23 protein-coding genes are annotated in these 18,491 nt (G+C 65.5%); 16 read left to right on the top strand and 7 right to left on the bottom strand.

Annotated features, from left to right (window positions below; translation table 11 throughout):
* The coding region (locus M3498_09910) for an acylglycerol kinase family protein (protein MDQ3459597.1) at positions 1–203 on the bottom strand (203 nt) is incomplete at its 3' end.
* A 92-nt stretch (positions 204–295) separates the two neighbouring features.
* Between M3498_09910 and M3498_09905 the strand changes: the two genes are divergently transcribed.
* From M3498_09905 to M3498_09895, 3 genes are all read left to right on the top strand, one after another.
* Positions 296–967: a glucose-1-phosphate thymidylyltransferase gene (locus M3498_09905; GenBank protein MDQ3459596.1), complete on the top strand. Its 672-nt coding sequence runs from the start codon at positions 296–298 to the stop codon at positions 965–967.
* 49 nt (positions 968–1,016) lie between these two features.
* Complete coding sequence (locus tag M3498_09900; protein ID MDQ3459595.1) at positions 1,017–1,667, top strand: rhomboid family intramembrane serine protease; 651 nt, start codon at positions 1,017–1,019, stop codon at positions 1,665–1,667.
* An 84-nt stretch (positions 1,668–1,751) separates the two neighbouring features.
* Entirely contained in the window at positions 1,752–2,339 is a 588-nt protein-coding gene (locus M3498_09895) for a hypothetical protein (protein MDQ3459594.1), read from the top strand.
* A 42-nt stretch (positions 2,340–2,381) separates the two neighbouring features.
* On the opposite strand, the gene raiA is transcribed toward M3498_09895, so the two are convergent.
* Positions 2,382–2,915 (bottom strand): ribosome-associated translation inhibitor RaiA, encoded by a 534-nt coding sequence (gene raiA, locus M3498_09890; GenBank protein ID MDQ3459593.1) that lies wholly within the window; start codon positions 2,913–2,915, stop codon positions 2,382–2,384.
* Positions 2,916–3,090: 175 nt separating this feature from the next.
* Positions 3,091–4,740, bottom strand: coding sequence for a BatA and WFA domain-containing protein (locus tag M3498_09885; GenBank protein MDQ3459592.1), 1,650 nt, complete (start codon positions 4,738–4,740; stop codon positions 3,091–3,093).
* A gap of 85 nt (positions 4,741–4,825) precedes the next feature.
* Here M3498_09885 and M3498_09880 point away from each other — a divergent pair, with 85 nt between their 5' ends.
* Genes M3498_09880 through M3498_09870 form a run of 3 tightly spaced genes read left to right on the top strand, consistent with a single transcriptional unit; the run spans position 4,826 to position 6,121 of the window.
* A complete protein-coding gene (locus tag M3498_09880) occupies positions 4,826–5,410 on the top strand; it encodes a thioredoxin family protein (protein ID MDQ3459591.1) in 585 nt (194 codons plus the stop codon).
* A 4-nt stretch (positions 5,411–5,414) separates the two neighbouring features.
* On the top strand, positions 5,415–5,642 hold the full coding sequence (locus tag M3498_09875) for a hypothetical protein (protein ID MDQ3459590.1): 228 nt from the start codon (positions 5,415–5,417) through the stop codon (positions 5,640–5,642).
* Positions 5,642–6,121, top strand: coding sequence for a DinB family protein (locus M3498_09870; protein MDQ3459589.1), 480 nt, complete (start codon positions 5,642–5,644; stop codon positions 6,119–6,121). Before M3498_09875 ends, M3498_09870 begins: the two co-directional genes overlap by 1 nt.
* Positions 6,122–6,191: 70 nt before the next feature.
* Here M3498_09870 and M3498_09865 read toward each other — a convergent pair whose 3' ends face one another.
* Complete coding sequence (locus M3498_09865; GenBank protein ID MDQ3459588.1) at positions 6,192–6,611, bottom strand: PIN domain-containing protein; 420 nt, start codon at positions 6,609–6,611, stop codon at positions 6,192–6,194.
* Positions 6,601–6,825 carry a hypothetical protein gene (locus M3498_09860; GenBank protein ID MDQ3459587.1) on the bottom strand — a complete coding sequence of 75 codons (225 nt, stop codon included), beginning with the start codon at positions 6,823–6,825 and terminating at the stop codon, positions 6,601–6,603. The genes M3498_09865 and M3498_09860 overlap by 11 nt, the downstream gene beginning before the upstream one ends.
* Positions 6,826–7,082: 257 nt before the next feature.
* On the opposite strand from M3498_09860, the gene M3498_09855 reads away from it, so the two are divergent.
* Entirely contained in the window at positions 7,083–7,298 is a 216-nt protein-coding gene (locus tag M3498_09855; protein MDQ3459586.1) for a hypothetical protein, read from the top strand.
* Positions 7,299–7,310: 12 nt separating this feature from the next.
* On the opposite strand, the gene M3498_09850 is transcribed toward M3498_09855, so the two are convergent.
* Entirely contained in the window at positions 7,311–8,195 is an 885-nt protein-coding gene (locus M3498_09850) for a restriction endonuclease (protein MDQ3459585.1), read from the bottom strand.
* Between the two features lie 32 nt (positions 8,196–8,227).
* Entirely contained in the window at positions 8,228–8,551 is a 324-nt protein-coding gene (locus tag M3498_09845) for a rhodanese-like domain-containing protein (GenBank protein ID MDQ3459584.1), read from the bottom strand.
* Between the two features lie 68 nt (positions 8,552–8,619).
* Between M3498_09845 and M3498_09840 the strand changes: the two genes are divergently transcribed.
* From M3498_09840 to xylB, 9 genes are all read left to right on the top strand, one after another.
* Entirely contained in the window at positions 8,620–9,114 is a 495-nt protein-coding gene (locus M3498_09840) for a DinB family protein (protein MDQ3459583.1), read from the top strand.
* A 253-nt stretch (positions 9,115–9,367) separates the two neighbouring features.
* The gene (locus tag M3498_09835; GenBank protein ID MDQ3459582.1) at positions 9,368–10,861 is read left to right on the top strand and encodes a sugar ABC transporter ATP-binding protein; all 1,494 of its coding nucleotides are present in this window, start codon (positions 9,368–9,370) and stop codon (positions 10,859–10,861) included.
* 1 nt (position 10,862) lies between these two features.
* Positions 10,863–11,861 carry an ABC transporter permease gene (locus tag M3498_09830; GenBank protein ID MDQ3459581.1) on the top strand — a complete coding sequence of 333 codons (999 nt, stop codon included), beginning with the start codon at positions 10,863–10,865 and terminating at the stop codon, positions 11,859–11,861.
* 220 nt (positions 11,862–12,081) lie between these two features.
* Positions 12,082–13,029: an ABC transporter substrate-binding protein gene (locus M3498_09825; GenBank protein MDQ3459580.1), complete on the top strand. Its 948-nt coding sequence runs from the start codon at positions 12,082–12,084 to the stop codon at positions 13,027–13,029.
* Between the two features lie 57 nt (positions 13,030–13,086).
* Positions 13,087–14,091 (top strand): sugar phosphate isomerase/epimerase, encoded by a 1,005-nt coding sequence (locus tag M3498_09820; protein MDQ3459579.1) that lies wholly within the window; start codon positions 13,087–13,089, stop codon positions 14,089–14,091.
* Positions 14,092–14,184: 93 nt separating this feature from the next.
* Complete coding sequence (locus tag M3498_09815; GenBank protein MDQ3459578.1) at positions 14,185–14,736, top strand: Uma2 family endonuclease; 552 nt, start codon at positions 14,185–14,187, stop codon at positions 14,734–14,736.
* Positions 14,737–14,872: 136 nt separating this feature from the next.
* Positions 14,873–16,060, top strand: coding sequence for a Gfo/Idh/MocA family oxidoreductase (locus tag M3498_09810; protein MDQ3459577.1), 1,188 nt, complete (start codon positions 14,873–14,875; stop codon positions 16,058–16,060).
* Between the two features lie 4 nt (positions 16,061–16,064).
* On the top strand, positions 16,065–17,228 hold the full coding sequence (gene xylA, locus M3498_09805; GenBank protein MDQ3459576.1) for a xylose isomerase: 1,164 nt from the start codon (positions 16,065–16,067) through the stop codon (positions 17,226–17,228).
* On the top strand, positions 17,228–18,491 hold a 1,264-nt coding region (gene xylB, locus M3498_09800), incomplete at its 3' end, for a xylulokinase (protein ID MDQ3459575.1). The genes xylA and xylB, both read left to right, overlap by 1 nt.

The raw sequence follows: 18,491 nt of genomic DNA, 5'->3' as shown, positions 1-18,491 counted from the left end.
GTGCCGTCGCCGCCGAGCGCCAAGACGCAAGCGCTCTGGGGCAGGGCGGCGGTGAGCTCATGAGCGTGGCCGGGGTAGGCCGTCGCGTGGACCTCGAGCCTCAGGCCGCGCTCGGCGAAGAACGACTCGACTTGCGCTCTGGCTCTAGCGGCGAAGCCCCGGCCGGCCACCGGGTTGACGATGAGGTGGTAAGGCTGTCCCACGACAAGACTCTACCCGAATTTCCCTGCTCTAGGAGTGGGTCGTGCCGGCGAGACGGGACGCTGGCCGGACAGCGCGAGCGTAGAATGGCAGCATGCTCCACACCCAGGACCTCTTCGACCTAGGCAGGGTCTCCCCCGTCCTCCGCGACCTGTTCGCCGACCCCCTGCCCTGGCGGGCGCTGGCGCGCCTCGACGCCTTTTTGGAAGGGCTTGCTGACGAGCGGCTGGGCAGCGTCCACAGCGCGGCCGTGGTCACGGGCGCGGTCTACTTAGCCGAGGGCGCCCGCATCGGCCCCGGCGCCCTGGTCGAGGGGCCCGCCTGGATTGGGCCGGGCGCCGAGGTCGGCCACGGCGCCTACCTGCGCGGCGGCGTGATTCTGGACGCCCATGCCAAGGTCGGCCACGCCTCGGAGATCAAGCGCGCCATCCTCCTTGGCGAAGCCAAGACGCCGCACTTCAACTACGTCGGCGACGCGATTTTGGGCGCGGGCTGCAACTTAGGCGCGGGCGTCAAGATCGCCAACATGAGCGCCTTTGCCAACCTCATCAAGAGCGGCGGGCAGGACACCGGCCTGCGCAAGTTCGGCGGCGCCATCGGCGACGAGGTCTCGATAGGCTGCAACGCCGTGGTCGCGCCCGGCACCCTGATCGGCCCCAGGACGGTCGCCTACAGCGGCGTCATGCTGCGCGGCGTCTACGCCGCCGACAGCGTCGTCAAGCTGCGCCAGGAACTCGAGATCGGCTCGAGGCGCGCGCAGCCCTAAGGTAGAACGAGCTTTTATCCCGGCTCCCGCGCCGGTGCTATCCTGAGCCATGTTCCCGCTCAAGGACGCCAACCCCCGCCACGGCCCCGCCTACGTCCACTGGCTTCTCGTCGCCCTCAACGTGGTGATTTTTTTCTGGCTCTTGCCCAGGGGCGAGCGCATCTTTTTCGACTACGGCTTTATCCCCCGGCTCTTCTTCAGCGACCCCGCCGGCGAGGGCTGGCGCCTCGTCTCTTCCATGTTCCTGCACGGCAACCTCCCTCACATCGCCGGCAACATGGTCTTTCTCTGGGTCTTCGGCGACAACGTCGAGGACCGCTTCGGCCACGGGCCCTTTCTCATCTTCTATCTCGTCGGCGGCGCCGTCGCCGCCCTCCTGCACGGCCTCGTCGAAGCGGGCTCGGCCGTCCCCATGGTCGGCGCCTCGGGCGCGGTGAGCGCGGTCCTGGGCGCCTATATCGTGCTCTTTCCGCGCCAGCGGGTGCTCACCTTCATCCCGCCCTTTTTCCTCCTGTGGCTGCCCGCCTGGCTCTACCTGGGCTACTGGGCCTTTATCCAGCTCTTTCAGGGCACAGCGGGCTTCTTTGCCGGCACCGCCAGCCAGGGCGGCGTGGCCTGGTTCGCGCACATCGCCGGCTTCGCCTTTGGCGTGCTCTTGGCGCGGCAGCTCGCCAAGCCGCTACCCTCGCCGCCTCGCTAGCGCCCTCGGCGACGCGTCAGCGCGGACTCATCCTAGGGCGGTAGCGTAAGCGTGCCGCGGCTCACGCGGCCCAGAAGGAGGATCATGAAATCAATCCTGTTGAGCCTGCTCTTGGCGGGCCTGCTGAGCAGCTATGCCCAGACCAGCTACTTGAACCACAACGCCAGCCGGCCCGAGGACACCGGCGGCGTCGCCCGCTTTCTGCACTACCTGCCGGAGGATATCCCCATCGAGGTCCATATCCCCCAGCCGGAGAGCGAGGAGGCAAACCCGACGGCCGCCGAGACGGTGCGCGCGGCCTTTGAAGCCTGGCAAGAGGCAGCGGAGGGCCTCGTCTCCTTTGACTTCGTGGCGGAGCCGGGCGCCGACAGCCTCGAGGTGAGGTGGCAGAGGCTCGAGCCTTCTGCGGCGGGAAGCTACCAGTACCGCTGGTCGATCACCAACGGCCTCTACCGCTTCAGGACGACCAGCATCACCTTGGACCCCAGCCGGGACGAAGCGACGCTTCATCGCTTCGCTCTCCTTCAGGTCGGCCACGCCCTGGGCCTGCTGGGCCGCAGCCCCTACCCTGGCGACGCCATGAGCGCCAGCCCCAGCGGCGTTGTCTCCGAGCGCGACGTCGCCACCTTGCTCTTTCTCTACAGCCTGCCGAGCGGCACCCCCGCGGAGTAGGGGTTGGGGGTTGGGGAAAAGACAAGACCCCAGCCCTAGCCCCTAAGCTCCCGGCTCGATGAGGCCGTAGTCGCCGTCGTTGCGCAAGTAGAGCACGTTGATGTCCTCGGTTTCGGCGTTGCGGAAGACGAAGAAGGCGTGGCCTAGAGCCTCCATCTGCAGGGCCGCGTCCTCGGGAGACATGGGGCGCAGGACGTGGCGCTTGATGCGGACGATCTCCGGCTCGCGCTCGGCGACCTCGGCTTCCTCGAAGGCGGGCGCGGGCTCGCTCCTTTTGCTCATCATGCGGCCCTTGAACTTCTTGAGCTGGCGCTCGAGCTTGTCGACGACCTTGTCGATGGCGGCGTACGAGTCCTTGCCGCTCTCCTCGGCGCGGACCAGGCCGCCTGCCACATTGACCTGCACCTCGACGCGAGCGGGCTCGGCCACGCCCTCGCTGGCGGCGTAGGACATGACCACCTTGACGTCGATGATCTGGTCGGAAAAGCGGTTCAGCTTGCTGAGCTTGTCCTCGGCATAGCTGCGCATGGCGTCCGAGATGTCCACGTTTCGTCCGATGAGCTTGTAGATGTTCATCGTGCTCCTTTCCGTGCGGCCAGTGCCGCCGTCTTGGCCTTGTCATGGCAATGTAGTCGCGGCAGTGTAACAGCGTCATGGCAACAGTGTCATGGCAACAGTCGTGGCAGTGTAACACCCGGCGCGAAGGAGAGATTTTGCGGCAGCGGACATTCCCTTTCGCCAGGTTCCGCCCTCAGGTTCTCGACGCCCAGGGGCTGGCGCCGCGCGCCCACAACAGCCACTCGCCCACGAGCAGGACGAGCGCCAGGGCGAGCAGGACGAGCGCCCACTCGAGCGCGCGGCTGCCCTCCGCCAAGGCGGGACCCTCCGCCACCACGGGCGCAGCCTGAAGGGCAGGCAGGCGCGTCTGCTCGGCGCTCAGCAGGCTGACGCCGTAGGGTTGGCCGTCCACGCTGTAGACCCCCGGGCTGACGACGCGCGTCCCGTCGGGCAAGACGCTGCCGAGCGGCAGCCGGTTCTCGCCGCGAAAGGACTGGACGACGTTGTAGAGCAGGACGGGAAAGGCGGTGCGGTTGACGAGGTCGGTCTGCGAGGGGTGAAAGGCCAGGTAGACCGCCTCGAGGCCGGGCGCAAGAAGCGTTTCGATGGCGGGCTCGAGGGTGTCGGTCTGGGCGAGCGTGCGCCGCGAGGCCCCAGGCAGCGGCACCTCGTCGCCCGCCGCCACCACCACCCCGGTCAGGTCCACGAAGCGCAGGAGCGGGTGACCCCGGTCCCAGTCGATAAGGCTGCGGTAGCTGGGCTGGGCGCGCGGCGGGGCGAAGATGAGGTAGCGGCCGGGCGGCAGGGTCTCCAGCGACAGGGTCTCGACCGCCGCGCCCACCAAGACCGCCACGTCGAAGCCGCCCACCGCCGCCGGCAAGGCGGCCACCACCCGCACGCCGGCCACCCCGGGCATGGCTAGCAGCGCGCGCTCGACGGCGCTAGCGGAGCCCACCTGCAAGACGCGCAGGGCGCGGCTGCCGGCGTAGGCGGTGTTGTCGAGCTCGAGGGCGTCCCAAGCGGGCACCTCCAGGCGGGCGCGGTAGAAGCCGGGCTCGTCGCCCACCGTGAGCAGGACCTCGGCCGGGCTCGAGGCCGACACCCGCAGGGTCGTTTCATTCACCACGCTGCCGTCGCCGGCCCGCTCGAGCACCAGCCGCAGGCTCTCGGGCCGGGCGTTGTTGCCGGTAACCGCCACAAAAGCTTCGCCGCCGCGCAACTCAAAGGCGGTGATGCCGACGTTCTGCCCGTCGCCCCCGACCGGATGCAGCCGCGCGTCCGCACCCGAAGGCAGCGGGCTGTCGCTCAGGAGGTGAATGCTCGCCCCCGGCGCCACCGCCTCGGCAAGCTCGAGGGCGCGCTGCAGGTCGCTCTCGGCGTCCACGGCGACGAAGTCCTCCAAGGCCTGGCGAACGCGGCCGTGATCGCCCGTCGGGGGCAGGACGAGCGTGGCCGCCTCGCCCGCCCGCACCAGCGCCACCCGACCCGACTCGCGCAGGAGCCCGTCGGCGACCTCGAGGGCCTTGTCCAACCTCCTTCCGTCGCCGTCCCTGGCCGCCATGCTGGCGGACGCGTCCACCACCAGGACGCGCTCGGGCGCCGCCGCCGTCACCAGGCTGGGCCGCGCCAAGGCCAGGGCGGCCAGGCCGGCAAAGAGCAGCTGGAGGAGGAGGAGCCAGGTCGCCGAGAAGCGCCGCTTTCGCTGCGCCGCCTCGCGTGCCTGTTGCCACAAGAAGAGCGCCGACACCGTCTCCTTGCGCCGCCGCGTGCGGACGAAGTGCAGGGCGACGATCAGCGGCACCGCCAGGAGCGTCCACAGGAACTGGGGGGCGAGAAAGGTCATGGCTTCAGTGTAGCGGCTCGAGGCTCATAACGATGAAAGCCGCGAACGTTACAAGGAGCAGGGGCCGGGCGGGGTATAATGGGGCATGAAAACGCACCCGGACATGCTGCCCATCGGCGCCCCCGCCCCGGACTTTCAGCTAAAGGGCGTGGACGGCAAGAACTACCGCTTAGAAGACTTCGGCGGCGAGATCTTCGTCTTCGTCCAGGGCTGCAACCACTGCCCCTATGTCGTCGCCTACTTAGACCGGCTCAAGAGGCTGGCGAACGACTACCAGGACCGCGGCGTGCGCTTCGTCATGGTCAACTCGAACGACGCCGAGCGCTATCCCGAAGACGGCTATGAGGCCATGCAGGCCTTTGCCGACGAGCACGAGCTGCCCTTCCCCTACCTCTTCGACGAGGCGCAGGAGGTGGCGATGGCCTACAGGACCTTTCGCACCCCCGAACTCCTCGTCTTCGATAGGGATCGCAAGCTCGCCTATCACGGCCGCATCGACGACAGCGCCAAGGAGCCCGACAAAGTAACGTCGCAGGACCTGAGGGACGCCCTCGAGTCGCTCTTGGCCGGCGAAGGTGTCGCCCAACCCGAGACCTACGCGATCGGCTGCACGGTGAAGTGGAAAGAGGGCAACGAGCCGCAGGTGAGCTGGACCGAAGCGAGGGACTGAGAAAATGGCGGAGCCCGACGAGAAAGCCCCCGGCGAGGTCCGTCATACCGGCCAGGCGGTGGTGCGCCTGATCCTCTTCGCCATCGTCGTGCTGATGCTGGCCGGCTTGGCTTGGGCACTCGTGCGCATGGCGAGCCGGCCCGCCACCATGAGCCCCACCATGAGCCCTGCTACGGTGACCGCGTTCGAACAGCCCACACCCCGCACGGGCTTGCCGTCTAGAGAGGCTTGATGAACGACAAAATCCTACGTCAAAGCCTCGTCGCGCTGCTGCGCGGCGGGCAGGCGCACGTGACGCTCGCGGGCGCGCTCGAAGGCCTCGAGCCCGAGCTGCGCGCTAAGCGGCCGGCAGGCGGCGGGCATTCCGCCTGGGAACTCCTCGAGCACATGCGCCTTGTCCAGGAGGACATCCTTCGCTACACGCTGGACCCCGCCTGGACCTCGCCGCCCTGGCCGGAGGGCTACTGGCCCGAGCCCGGCGGCGCGGGCCTCGCGGAGGAAGCCTGGCGGGAGACGTTGGCGGGCTTTGAGCGCGACCTCGAGGCGGTCATCGCCCTGGTGGAGGACGAGAGCCGCGACCTCAGCGCCGAGATTCCCCACGGCGAGGAGCGCAGCTATCTGCGCCAGGTCTTCCTGGTCGCCGACCACAACAGCTACCACCTCGGGCAGATCGTGGACGCGCGCCGGGCGCTCGGAAGCTGGCGCTCCTAAGTAATTAATTTGGTTCGAATCGTTGAACGAAGAGCTTTGTTTCTGAATCAGAGGGGAGCGGAATGTCGGTTCAGCCTTCCAGAAAAGGGTTTTCGATGACGAGACGCTCGATGCGCTGGCCGTGCTGCAGGTCCTCGCTGTAGAGCCGGGTGCAGCCCCCCTCGAGGGCCGCGGCGATGATCAGGGAGTCGTAGAAGCTGAACCCGTAGCGAGCCTGAAGCTCGAGGGCACGGCTGTAGAGTGCCTGACTGGGCATAATCCGCCACAGCGGTACGAGCATATGCTCCATAAAACGCCGCGCATCCTCCGGGGCCGCCCCCAATTTGCGTGTGAGGATGTTGAGCACTTCTTGGATTACTTGGAAGCTGATGCTGGCCGTGCCGGTCTCCAGCGCCCCTTGCACGAGCGCTTCAGCTGTCTGCCGTTTGTCGGGGTCGGTTTCATCGAACAGGTAGAGGAAGACGTTGGAGTCGATGAAGTCAGCGCTCATTCATCTCCTCGCGGGTGAACTTGTGACCGCCGGTGCGCAGTTTGCCGCGCAGTTCTTTGACCACCCTCATGGCCTCCTCTGCCTGCTCCTTGCGCCGTGCGTAGGACTCGAGCCAGCGGCGAAACTGCTCGTTTAAGGTGGTGTGGTCGGCCCGCGCGCGCTTGCGGGCGGCCTCGATCAGTTTTTCGTCGGCGCTAAGGGTGATGTTTTTCATGGTCTAAGCCTTTCGAGCATGTACACGATGTCAGTGTACACGATGCTCGTGCTCGCTGTCTCAGGCAGCCTTGTCCTCGAGCGCTTCGCCGAGGCGATCCAGACAGCAGACAAAGCATGCCTGCCAGAAGGTGAGAGCCGCCACTCGCGGCGGGAGGTCGGAAGCTGGCGCTAAAGGGGCTGGGGAGCACTCGAGCTTCTCCGCGACAAGTTCAAGGTCACTCGCACCACGAACAGGGTATCGGGACAGTCTGAGCGATGAACAAGCCTGTTGAGCCCTTCTATGGTAACCGGCACCTGCCCGAGCGCTACTTCGTGCAACTCGGTCTCTACCGCTTAGCGATTCGCGAGGCCTTGGCCGTCGAGCCCGAACTGAGGCTCGTCCACTTGCAGCACGGAAAGGTCACGAGGCTCGAGGCTGGTTTGGTAGAGGCGGCTGTCGAAGAGGTCCCAAGAGAAGCGGCGAGATCCTGATGATTGGTCTGGCTAAATCTCCTCAAACCACTCCGAATCGACCTCGACAACCTCGACGAGTCTTGTTGAGATTCCCAGCTTGAGCTCTTTGAGCATGTCGATGAGCTGGTCGCCATCGACCAAGTCGATAGGTGGCGCCCCGTCTCTGGTAGCCTCGGTAGACGCGCTGACAGTAAAGTTTCCCGTGGTGATAAAGAGACCCTTGTCTGCCCGACCGACCATCGCGCCACGAAAGTTTCTCACCTCGCCCGCACCGACACTGCCGCGATAACGTTTGCTCTGGAAGATGACCGGAAAGCTGAGCAAACCAGCGATTTTCACCACGCCGTGCCCATCAATTCCGCCGTCACCCGCCCGCCCGGTCACCTCGACCTGGATAAAACCGGACTCGCGTAGCAGACGCTGACACAGCCGTTCGAAAGCATCGGGGGAGATATCCAAAAGTAGCTGACGAAGCTTGTTGCGCCAAGCCTCGCTGTCTTCTGATATGCCATTGGCCTCCGACATCGCTTCGGCGCCACCTTGCAGTTCTTCTCCCGAATTCCGCGATTTCCTTTTGAGGCGCGCTTGCTTGCGTACACTATTGCGCACAGCTGAAGTGTCAACGGATGTAGTTTTCAGCCCCTCCGAGGTTAAAGCCCAGATGCCGCGTTCGGAGTTTGTCAACAACCCAAACTTTTTCAGGTAGGTTCTGGCCCATCCCAAACGGTACTCGAGGACCGTCTGCCGACCATCGCCGTGGGGCAGTTCAATCACCTCTGGAGGAAGCCCTGTCCCCTTGGCGATCGCTTCCACAAGTTCATCTATCGAAGCACTGCCGCCCAAGCGGTGTAAGGCCTCGAGTGTCGGATTCAGCAGTTCGTGATACTTCGGCAGGTTGCGGTCATTGGCTGACAAGTGCGAGCCTCCTCGAGGTGGTCCCTACCTTTTCAGCCGTCTTGACCCTCTTCGACCGGCAACCCGGCCTCCTGCCAGGCGAGGATGCCGCCTAGGACATTGACGGCGTTGTAGCCACGCTCGTTGAGGTAATCCGCGGCCTGCATGGAGCGTCGGCCGCTGCGGCAGTGGACGACGATCTCCTGGTCCCGGGGCAGCTCCTCATAGCGGCCTTCAAACTCGGACAGGGACAGGAGGGTGGCGCCGGGGATGCGCAGGGCGTCGTACTCGTCGCGCTCGCGCACGTCGAGCAGGAGGGCGCCGTCTTGCATACGCGCTTGGGTCTCGTGGACGTCGATTTCAGGGGTTTGGCTCATGCGTCTACTATAGCCGCAAAGCGTCGCGCGGCGCGCTCCGCAAGGAGCGTCCGCGATAGGCTGGAGGAATGAGCCCTTACCTAGAACGCATCTTGAGCTATCTCGGCGACCAGGACCCGATCGGTGTCCTGACGGCGACGCCCGGGCGGCTCGAGCACCTCTTCGAGCGCGCCGGCCCAGGCGACTTCGCACGCGCCTACGCCCCCGGCAAGTGGACCGCCAGGGAGATTTTGGCGCACCTGGCCGACGTCGAGTTGGCCATGGGCTTTCGCTTCCGCCAAGCCGTCTCGGTTCCCGGCCATCAGGTGCAGCCCTTCGATCAGGACCTGTGGGCGGCGCGCTACGCCCGGCTCGAGCCCTCCCTCGCGCTCGAGACCTTCCGCGCCCTGCGCGCCTGGAACCTCGCGCTCTTTGCGAGCTTCTCGCTCCAGGACTGGCTTGTCGAGGCCGTCCACCCCGAACGCGGCGTGGAGAACGTCGACGTGATGGTCAGGTTTTTGGCCGGGCATGACCTGAACCACTTGAGCCAGTTGCAAGCAACCCTGGAGAAAAGCTGGCGCTGAGGAAGCATACATCACGCGGCCACACCTAATGCTGAATGCTGAACACCCCATGCTGAAGGCGCAGGGAACTGGCGCAACGCTTGACATCCTCTCGGCCGGCAACGTATATTGGCAATTAGTTAGATGGTCAATTTAATTCTCCCGAGTCCGAACCGGCGGTTCAGACCTGAAGGTTACACGAACCATGTGTCATGAAACTACCATGTACCATGAAATTACCTAGCGGTCTTCAATGAGCGGTGGCGACAGGATAGTGCCGGACACCATTCTCGAGCTGCGGGGGATCTGCAAGGATTTCGGTCCGGTGCGGGTGCTCTTCGATATTGACCTCGAGCTCGCCGAGGGCGAGGTGCATGCGGTTCTGGGTGAAAACGGCGCGGGCAAGTCCACCCTGATGAAGGTTCTCTCGGGCTACCATCAGCCTTCCGAGGGCGAGATCCGCCTGGACGGCAAAGCCGTCACCCTTGCGGACAGCGGCGTGGGCGAGAGGCTGGGCATCATCTTGATCCACCAGGAGTTCAACCTGGCCGAAGACCTCACCGTCGAGGAGAACATCTTTCTCGGCAAGGAGCGCCACCAGGGCCCCTTTCTCGACCGCCGGGCGATGGTCGAGAAGTCCCGTGAGGTGTTACGCGAGCTCGAGACCAGGATCGACCCGCGGACCCGGATCCGCCAACTGGCCGTCTCGGAAAAGCAGATGGTCGAGATCGCCAAGGCCGTCTCCCGCCAGGCGCGCATCCTCATCATGGACGAGCCGACGGCGGTCCTGACCGGCAGCGAGACCGAGATCCTCTTTCGCCTCATCGGGAGGCTCAAGGCCTCGGGCGTCACCATTCTCTACATCTCCCACAAGCTGGACGAGGTCAAGAAGATTTCCGACCGGGTGACGGTCCTGCGCGACGGCAAACTCATCACCACCAGGGCGACGGCCGAACTGAGCCAGGACGAGATGGCCACCCTGATGGTCGGCCGCGAGCTCAAGGACATGTACCCCAAAAAGCGCGATGTCGGCGCCAATGAGGTGGTCTTGGCGGTCGACAACCTCAAGGTGCCGGGCTGGGTCGAGGGGGCCTCCTTCGAGTTGCGCCGGGGCGAGGTCCTGGGCTTCGCCGGCCTCATCGGGGCGGGCCGCACCGAGCTGATGGAGGGCCTCTTGGGGCTGCGGCCGAGCCAGGGAACGGTCCGCGTCCGCGGCCGCGAGGTCAGGATACGCAACCTCCAAGACGCGCTCAAGCACCGCATCGTCTACCTGACCGAGGACCGCAAGGGCAAAGGACTCATTACCAGCATGCTGCTCAGGCCCAACCTCACCCTCTTGTCCCTGGACAAACACAGCCGCCCCTTCATCAACCAAAGAAGCGAGCAAAGGGCGCTTGAAGGGGCCGTTCAAGACTTCGACATCCGTGTGCCTCAGCTGCGCACCGAGGCCAGCACGCTGTCAGGAGGTAACCAGCAGAAGCTGGTCCTGGCCAAGATCATGGAGTTGGAGCCCGAGATCATCATCTTGGACGAGCCCACTCGGGGCATCGACGTGGGCACCAAGCGCCAGATCTACTACTTTATCGAGGAGCTCACGAGCGCGGGCAAGTCGGTCATGCTCATCTCCTCGGAGATGCAGGAGATCATCGGCCTCGCCAACCGCGTGGTGGTCATGCGCTCGGGCGTCATCACCGGCACGCTGAGCGAGGGCGAGCTTGAAGAACAGGAGATCGTCCGCTACGCTATGGGTCTAAAAGGAGCAGCTTGAGATGCAAGCAACCAGCAGTTTTCGCAAAACCATGGCGCGCTTAGACATCGGCACCTACGGCCCCTTGCTGGCCCTCATCCTGCTCTTCATCATCGGCGGGCTCCTAAACCCGCTCTTTTTATCCAGCGCCAACATCCTAAATGTCCTCACCCGCAGCGCCTTTATCGGCATCATCGCGGTCGGCGCCACCTTCGTCATCATCGCCGGCGGCATCGACCTGTCGGTCGGCGCCATGGCCGCCTTTATCGCGGGCGCGATGATCCTGGTGATGAACGTCGCCGTGGAAACGCTGGGCGCGGGCTGGAGCACGGTCCTGCTGGGCATGGCGGTGTCGGTCCTCTTGGGCCTCGCGGCTGGCCTCATCAACGGCCTGGTCACCACCCAGGGCAAGATCGAGGCCTTTATCGTCACCCTGGGCACCCTGGGCATCTACCGCTCCTTGGTCACCTACCTGGCCGACGGCGGCACCATCTCGCTCAACCGTGACGTCAGCGCCGTCTACCGGCCCGTCTTTTACGATTCGTTGCTGGGGATCCCCTACCCCCTCTGGATCTTTGCCCTCGTCGCCGTCCTCGGCTCCGTCATCTTGAGCAGGACCCGCTTTGGCCGCTACTGCAAGGCCATCGGCTCGAACGAGGAGGTGGCGCGCTACTCGGCCATCAACGTGAGCGGCGTCAAGACGCTCACCTTCGTCTTGCAGGGGCTGTGCGTGGCCATCGCCACCATCATCTACGTGCCGCGGCTCGGCTCGGCCTCGGGCGGCACCGGGGTCTTGTGGGAGCTCGAGGCCATCGCCGCGGTGATCATCGGCGGCACCGCCTTAAAGGGTGGCTACGGCCGCATCTGGGGCACCGTGGTCGGCGCCATCATGCTCTCGACCATCGGCAATATTTTGAACCTGACCGACGTGATCAGCCAGTATTTGAACGGCGCCATGCAGGGCGTCATCATCATTCTGGCCGTGCTCCTGCAACGAAGCGCGCGCTCACGTGGAGACTAGGCATCACGTGGAGACTAGCCAAAGGCAAGGCAGTTGGGAGGTGATGATGTTTTAAGGAGGTGATGGTTTTCAGCCAAGGTCCACAGAGACCCTCGAGCCCGTTCCACGCCGTCTTCAGTCCAAGTTGAAAAGTCAAGCCGCCAAGTTACAGAGCTCACGGAGTAAGGTTCACGGAGTAAGGTTCACGGAGTATTCACGGAGTAAAGGTACGGAGGATTACATGAAAAAAGGCATTTTCGCGCTCGCGCTCGCTCTAGCCAGCCTCTTCAGCCTGGGCTTAGCCCAAGAGGAGCAGGTCACCATCGGCGTGTCGATTCCGGCGGCCACCCACGGCTGGACGGGCGGCGTCAACTACCACGCCCAGCAGGCCCAGCAGCGCCTGCAAGAGGCTTATCCCAACCTCAACATCGTTCTCGTCACCGCCGGCAGCGCCGCTCAGCAGGCCAACGATTTGGAAGACCTGGTCGCCGTGCACAACATCGACGCGCTGGTCATCTTGCCCTTCGAGTCCGACCCGCTCACCGAGCCCGTCGCCAACTTGAAGGCGCAGGGCATCTTCATCACGGTGGTCGACCGCGGCCTCGCCGACCCCACCATCCAAGACGTCTATGTGGCCGGCAACAACCCCGAATTCGGCCGCGTCGCCGCCGCCTACATGGTCGAGGCCCTGGGCGGCGAGGGCGACATCGTGGTCTTGCGCGGCATCCCCACCGTCATCGACAACGAGCGCGTCGACGCCTTTATGGAGGTGGTCGAGCCCACCAACGTCAACGTCTTGGGCATGGAGTACGCCAACTGGAACCGCGACGACGGCTTTACCGTCATGCAGGACTTCCTGACCCGCTTTCCCAACATCGACGCCGTCTGGGCCCAGGACGACGACATCGCCTTGGGCGTCATCGAGGCCGTCCGCCAGGCGGGCCGCGAGGGCGAGATGTTCATCGTCGGCGGCGCGGGCATGAGGGAGATGATCGAGCGGGTGATGGAGGGCGACGCGCTCGTCCCGGTCAATGTGCTCTACCCCCCCGCCATGATCGCCACCGCCATGGAAGTCACCGCCCTCAACTACGTGAGCGGCGCGCCGATCCTGGGCGAATACATCCTCGGTTCGCCGCTGATCACCCAGGAGAACGCCGCGCAGTACTACTTCCCGGATTCGCCCTTCTAAAGCTTCTATGGACGTAGGGGCGCACGGCCGTGCGCCCCTACCCCGTTAGGAGGAAGCATGGCACGACCCGTCACCCTGTTCACCGGCCAGTGGGCCGACCTGCCCCTCGACGACCTCGCGCCCCTCGCCAAGGAGATGGGCTACGACGGCCTCGAGCTCGCCTGCTGGGGCGATCACTTCGAGGTAGACAAGGCGCTAGCGGACGAGGGCTATCTTCAGTCCCGGCACGATATTTTGGAAAGACACGGCCTTAGCTGCTACGCCATCAGCAACCATCTGGTCGGCCAGTGCGTCTGCGACCAGCCTATCGACGAACGCCACCAAGGCATCTTGCCCGCACGCCTCTGGGGCGACGGCGAAGGGGAGGGCGTGAGGGCGCGCGCCGCCGAGGAGATGAAGAACACCGCCCGCGCCGCCGCCAAGCTGGGCGTCAAGGTGGTCAACGGCTTTACCGGCTCGAGCATCTGGCATTCGATCTATGCCTTTCCGCCCACGAACCAGGACTACTGGGAAAGGGGCTTCAGGGACTTCGCCGAGCGCTGGGGGCCGATTCTGGACGCCTTTGAAGAGGTAGACGTGAACTTCGCGCTCGAGGTGCACCCCACCGAGATCGCCTTCGACATCGCTTCAGCCGAGCGCGCCCTCGAGGCGGTCGGGCGGCACAGGCGCTTCGGTTTCAACTATGACCCCTCCCACCTCGGCTACCAGGGCGTCGATTACGTCAAGTTCATCCGCGTCTTTCATGACCGCATCTACCACGCGCACATGAAGGACGCCTGGTGGGGCCACGGCGACGGCGCGGTCGGCGTCTTCGGCGGGCACGCCTCCTTTGGCGATCCCAGGCGCTACTGGGACTTTAGAAGTGTCGGCCGCGGCGACATCCGCTTCGAGGAGGTGATCGTCGCCCTAAACGACATCGGCTACGACGGCCCGCTCTCCATCGAGTGGGAGGACGGCCGCATGGACCGAGTCCACGGCGCGACCGAATCGGCCGCCTTTGTGAGGAAGCTCGACTTCGCCCCCTCGGCCACCGCCTTCGACGCGGCCTTCGAAACGAGGTAGCGCATGGCCACGGACAAGGACGCCTTGAGAACCCCAAAGCTCAAGATGGCGTGGTCGGCAGCAAAGGCGCCTTCTACCCGCTAGGATAAAGCTATGGCTCTTTCACGACTCATCACGGCGGTAAGCCCAGGGGAGTATCTCGAGGCCGAAAAGGACGCGGAAGTGCGCCACGAGTACGTTTGTGGCGAAGTCTACGCCATGGCGGGAGGCAGTGTGGCGCATAACGTCATCACCGGCAACGTCGCGCGCCTCCTGGGCAATGCCGCGGCGCCGACCGACTGCCGCGTGTACGCCAGCGACATGAAGGTTCGGGTCGAAGAGGGGCTCTTCTACTACCCGGACGTGATGGTGGTGTGCGCGCCGCCGGCCGATGACTATTACGAAACCGAACCCTGCGTGATTGTTGAGGTGGTGAGTCAATCCACCTCGCGAAAGGACCGCATGGAAAAGCGCTTCGCCTACCTCGCCCTCGGCAGCCTGCGCCTCTACCTGCTCGTAGACAGCCGGCAGCGTGCGGTGACGGGGTTCGGCCGCACGCCCAGCGGTTGGGAAGAGCGCGTGTACGGCGAAAGCGAGGCGGTGCTCATCCCCTGTCCGGAGCTCGCCTTGACCTTCTCGGACATCTATCACAAGGTCCCTCGCTGAGGTCCTTTGCAACAGGTCCTTTGCAACAGGTCCTTTGCGGCAGGACACCGGCGCTCGAGGTGGGCGCCTCATCCTCTTACGGCAACGGGCACAGGCAAAGGTGATGGGACGGGGATGATCGCCAAGAAAGGATGCTATGGTTGCAGGTAAAGACAGCCTCGGAGTAGGCAAGCTCAAGATGGGCATGGTCGGCGGCGGCCAGGGCGCCTTTATCGGCGCGGTCCACCGCAAGGCCGCCGCCCTGGACGGCGAGATCGCTTTCACAGCGGGCGCGCTCTCCTCGACGCCAGATAAGGCCAAGGCGTCGGGGCGGGAACTCGGCCTAGCCGACGAGCGCACCTACGGCTCCTGGGAGGAGATGCTCGAGCGCGAACGGGCCCGCCCCGCGGATGAAAGAATCGACTTCGTTTCGATCGTCACCCCCAACCATCTGCACTTCCCTGTCGCCCACGCCTTTGCCGAGGCCGGCTTCAACGTGATCTGCGACAAGCCGCTGGTGCATAGCTCGGAGCAGGCCAAGAAGCTCATCGCGGTGGTCGAAAAGACCGGCGTCGTCTTCGCCGTCACCTACAACTACACGGGCTACCCGATGGTCAAGGAGGCCCGGGAGCTGGTCCGCCAGGGGAGGTTGGGCGAGCTTCGCAAGGTCATCGTCGAGTACAACCAGGGCTGGCTGGTGGGCAAGCTCGAGGGTTCGGGCTCCAAACAGGCCGAGTGGCGCACCGACCCGTCACGCTCGGGCATTGCCGGGGCCATCGGCGACATCGGCTCGCACGCCGAGAACCTGGTGAGCACCGTGACCGGCCTCGAGCTGTCACACATCTGCGCCGACCTGAGCACCTTCGTCTCGGGCCGCAGGCTCGACGACGACGGCAACCTCTTGCTGCGCTTTGCGGGCGGCGCCAAGGGCGTCTTGATCGCCTCGCAGATCTCGACGGGCGAGGAAAACGACCTGCGGATTCGCGTCTACGGCAGCGAGGGCTCGCTCAGCTGGCAGCAGGAAGACCCGAACTCTCTGGTGTTCAAGCCCCTTGAGGGCCCCATGCAGGTCTTGAAGCGCGGCAACGCCTACCTCTGTGAGCCGGCGCAGCGGGCCACGCGGCTGCCGACGGGTCATCCCGAGGCCTTTATCGAAGCCTTCGCCAACATCTACAAGAACGCCGGTGATACCATCCGCGCGAAACGGGAGGACCGCGAGCCGGGCGCGCTCGAGCGCGACTTCCCCACCGTCTACGACGGCGCAAGGGGCGTCCACTTTATCGAGAAGACGGTGGAGAGCGCCAAGAGCGAGCGGAAGTGGACGCCGGCCGAGTGGTCGCGGTGAGACGGTGAGCCCTTACCAACCCAAACCCGAACACAGATTCTCCTTTGGCCTGTGGACGGTCGGCAACGTCGGCCGCGACCCCTTCGGCGAACCCACGCGCCAACCCCTCCCCGCACCCTACGTCGTGGAGAAGCTGGCGGCACTGGGCGCCTACGGCGTCAACCTCCACGACAACGACCTGGTGCCCATTGACGCCAGTGCAGGAGAACACGACCGCATCGTCAGGGAGTTCAAGACGGCCCTGAACGACCACGGGTTGAAGGTGCCGATGGCGACGACCAACCTCTTCACCGACCCCGCCTTCAAGGACGGCGCCTTCACCTCCGCCGACGCCCGGGTGAGGGCTTACGCGCTGCAAAAGACGATGCGGGCGATGGACCTGGGCGCGGACCTGGGCGCCGAGACCTACGTCTTCTGGGGCGGCCGCGAGGGGACCGAGGTGGACGCGGGCGGCAAGCTCCTAGCCAGCCTGGCCCGCTTCCGCGAGGCCATCGATTTCCTCTGCGACTATTCCGAGGACCAGGGCTATGGCTACAGGTTCGCCCTCGAGCCCAAGCCCAACGAGCCGCGCGGCGACCTCTTCCTGCCCACGGTGGGCTCGGCCCTGGGCTTTATCGCCACCCTGGACAAGCCCGAGCTGGTCGGCGTCAACCCCGAGTTCGCCCACGAGACGATGGCCGGCCTCTCCTTTCCGCACGCGCTCGCGCAGGCTTTGGACGCGGGCAAGCTCTTTCACGTGGACTTAAACGACCAGAAGATGAGCCGCTTCGACCAGGACCTGCGCTTCGGCGCGGAAAACCTCAAGGCCGCCTTCATCACCGTCAAGCTCCTAGAAAGCTCGGGCTACGACGGCCCCCGCCACTTCGACGCCCACGCCCTCAGAACCGAGGACGAGGCGGGGGTGTGGGAGTTCGCCAAGGGCTGCATGCGCACCTACCTCATCCTCAAGGAAAAGGCGGAGAGGTTTGACCAGGACGCCGAGATTCAGGCAGCGCTCGAGGCGTACAAGGTTCAAGACGACGAGCTCGAGGCCCTCAAGACCTACTCGAGGGAAAACGCCGCAGCGCTCAAGGAGCGCAGCTTCGACCGCGAAGCGCTTGGGCGGCGCGGGCCGGGGCTGGAAAGGCTCGACCAGCTCACCGTAGAGCTGCTCCTGGGCGCGCGCTAGTGGCCACAAAGACTGGGGTCGCGCTCGGCCTCGACCTCGGCACCAGCGGGGTGCGGGTGGTGGCGGTCACGCCGGAAGGCGAGGTCGCCGCCGAGGCGAGCGGGCACTATCCCCTCCATACCCCCAAGCCCGGCTGGACCGAGCAGGACCCGGCGGACTGGGTGAGCGCCACGCTGGGGGCGCTCGAGGAGCTGGCCGGAAAGCTCCAAGGCCACAGCGTCCTGGCGCTCGGCCTGTCGGGCCAGATGCACGGCATGGTCGCCTTGGGCGCTTCGAGCGAGGTCGTCCGTCCCGCGCCCCTCTGGAACGACCAGCGCACGGCTGAGGCGGTCAGGGACATCGAAAGGGAGGTCGCGCGCAAGACCCTCATCGCCAAGACCGGCAACCCGGCGATCACCGGCTTCCAGCTCCCCAAAGTCTTGTGGCTGCGCGAGAACGAGCCGGAGAACTTCGCCCGCACCGAGCATGTCCTCCTGCCCAAGGACTACCTCGGCTTCGTCCTGACCGGTAGCGTGGCGACCGAGCCCTCGGACGCCTCGGGCGTCGGCTGCCTCAACCTGGCGCGCAAGACTTGGGACGAGGAGATCCTGGCGGCGCTTGAGCTCTCCCCTGCTCTCTTTCCCAAGGTCGTCGCCTCGCACGAAGAGGTCGGCGGGCTCAGAGCGGCCATCGCCCAGACGACAGGGCTGCCCGAAGGGCTGCCCGTCATCGCCGGGGCGGGCGACAACGCCGCCGCCGCGACCGGCCTGGGGCTGTCGAGCACCCGGCCCCATAGGGGCAGCGTCAGCCTGGGCACCTCGGGCGTCCTCTTCGTCCCGCTGACGGAGCCCACGCCCGACCCCCAGGGCCGCGTCCACCTCTTCGCCCACGCCGACGGCGGCTATCATCTCCTCGGCGTGACGCTGGCGGCGGCGGGCAGCCTTCAGTGGTACAGGAGCGTGTTCGCGCCCGAACGGGATTTTGACGCGCTGATGGCGCTGGCGGCCGAGAGCACGCCCGGCGCGAACGGCGTGCTCTTTAGGCCCTACCTGGCGGGCGAGCGCACGCCGCACATGAACCCCGAGCTGCGCGGCTCCTGGACCGGCCTGAGCTTGGCCACGAGCCAAGGCGATATGGTGCGCTCGGTCCTGGAGGGCGTCGCCTACAGCCTGCGCGACGCGCTTACGGTGATGACGCCGCTCGCCGAGGCCAAGGAGCTCCTGGCGACGGGCGGCGGGGCGCGCTCCAAGTTCTGGTTGCAGATCGTCGCCGACGTGTTGGAAA

This window comes from Deinococcota bacterium, from assembly GCA_030858465.1.
GTDB lineage: Bacteria > Deinococcota > Deinococci > Deinococcales > Trueperaceae > JALZLY01.
This window is presented reverse-complemented; position numbering and strand designations above follow the sequence as displayed.

Coding starts and splice junctions, on each gene's coding strand:
- M3498_09905 (MDQ3459596.1), top strand. CDS start 296: ATGCTCCACACCCAGGACCTCTTCGACCTAGGCAGGGTCTCCCCCGTC.
- M3498_09900 (MDQ3459595.1), top strand. CDS start 1,017: ATGTTCCCGCTCAAGGACGCCAACCCCCGCCACGGCCCCGCCTACGTC.
- M3498_09895 (MDQ3459594.1), top strand. CDS start 1,752: ATGAAATCAATCCTGTTGAGCCTGCTCTTGGCGGGCCTGCTGAGCAGC.
- raiA (MDQ3459593.1), bottom strand. CDS start 2,915: ATGAACATCTACAAGCTCATCGGACGAAACGTGGACATCTCGGACGCC.
- M3498_09885 (MDQ3459592.1), bottom strand. CDS start 4,740: ATGACCTTTCTCGCCCCCCAGTTCCTGTGGACGCTCCTGGCGGTGCCG.
- M3498_09880 (MDQ3459591.1), top strand. CDS start 4,826: ATGAAAACGCACCCGGACATGCTGCCCATCGGCGCCCCCGCCCCGGAC.
- M3498_09875 (MDQ3459590.1), top strand. CDS start 5,415: ATGGCGGAGCCCGACGAGAAAGCCCCCGGCGAGGTCCGTCATACCGGC.
- M3498_09870 (MDQ3459589.1), top strand. CDS start 5,642: ATGAACGACAAAATCCTACGTCAAAGCCTCGTCGCGCTGCTGCGCGGC.
- M3498_09865 (MDQ3459588.1), bottom strand. CDS start 6,611: ATGAGCGCTGACTTCATCGACTCCAACGTCTTCCTCTACCTGTTCGAT.
- M3498_09860 (MDQ3459587.1), bottom strand. CDS start 6,825: ATGAAAAACATCACCCTTAGCGCCGACGAAAAACTGATCGAGGCCGCC.
- M3498_09855 (MDQ3459586.1), top strand. CDS start 7,083: ATGAACAAGCCTGTTGAGCCCTTCTATGGTAACCGGCACCTGCCCGAG.
- M3498_09845 (MDQ3459584.1), bottom strand. CDS start 8,551: ATGAGCCAAACCCCTGAAATCGACGTCCACGAGACCCAAGCGCGTATG.
- M3498_09840 (MDQ3459583.1), top strand. CDS start 8,620: ATGAGCCCTTACCTAGAACGCATCTTGAGCTATCTCGGCGACCAGGAC.
- M3498_09830 (MDQ3459581.1), top strand. CDS start 10,863: ATGCAAGCAACCAGCAGTTTTCGCAAAACCATGGCGCGCTTAGACATC.
- M3498_09825 (MDQ3459580.1), top strand. CDS start 12,082: ATGAAAAAAGGCATTTTCGCGCTCGCGCTCGCTCTAGCCAGCCTCTTC.
- M3498_09820 (MDQ3459579.1), top strand. CDS start 13,087: ATGGCACGACCCGTCACCCTGTTCACCGGCCAGTGGGCCGACCTGCCC.
- M3498_09815 (MDQ3459578.1), top strand. CDS start 14,185: ATGGCTCTTTCACGACTCATCACGGCGGTAAGCCCAGGGGAGTATCTC.
- M3498_09810 (MDQ3459577.1), top strand. CDS start 14,873: ATGGTTGCAGGTAAAGACAGCCTCGGAGTAGGCAAGCTCAAGATGGGC.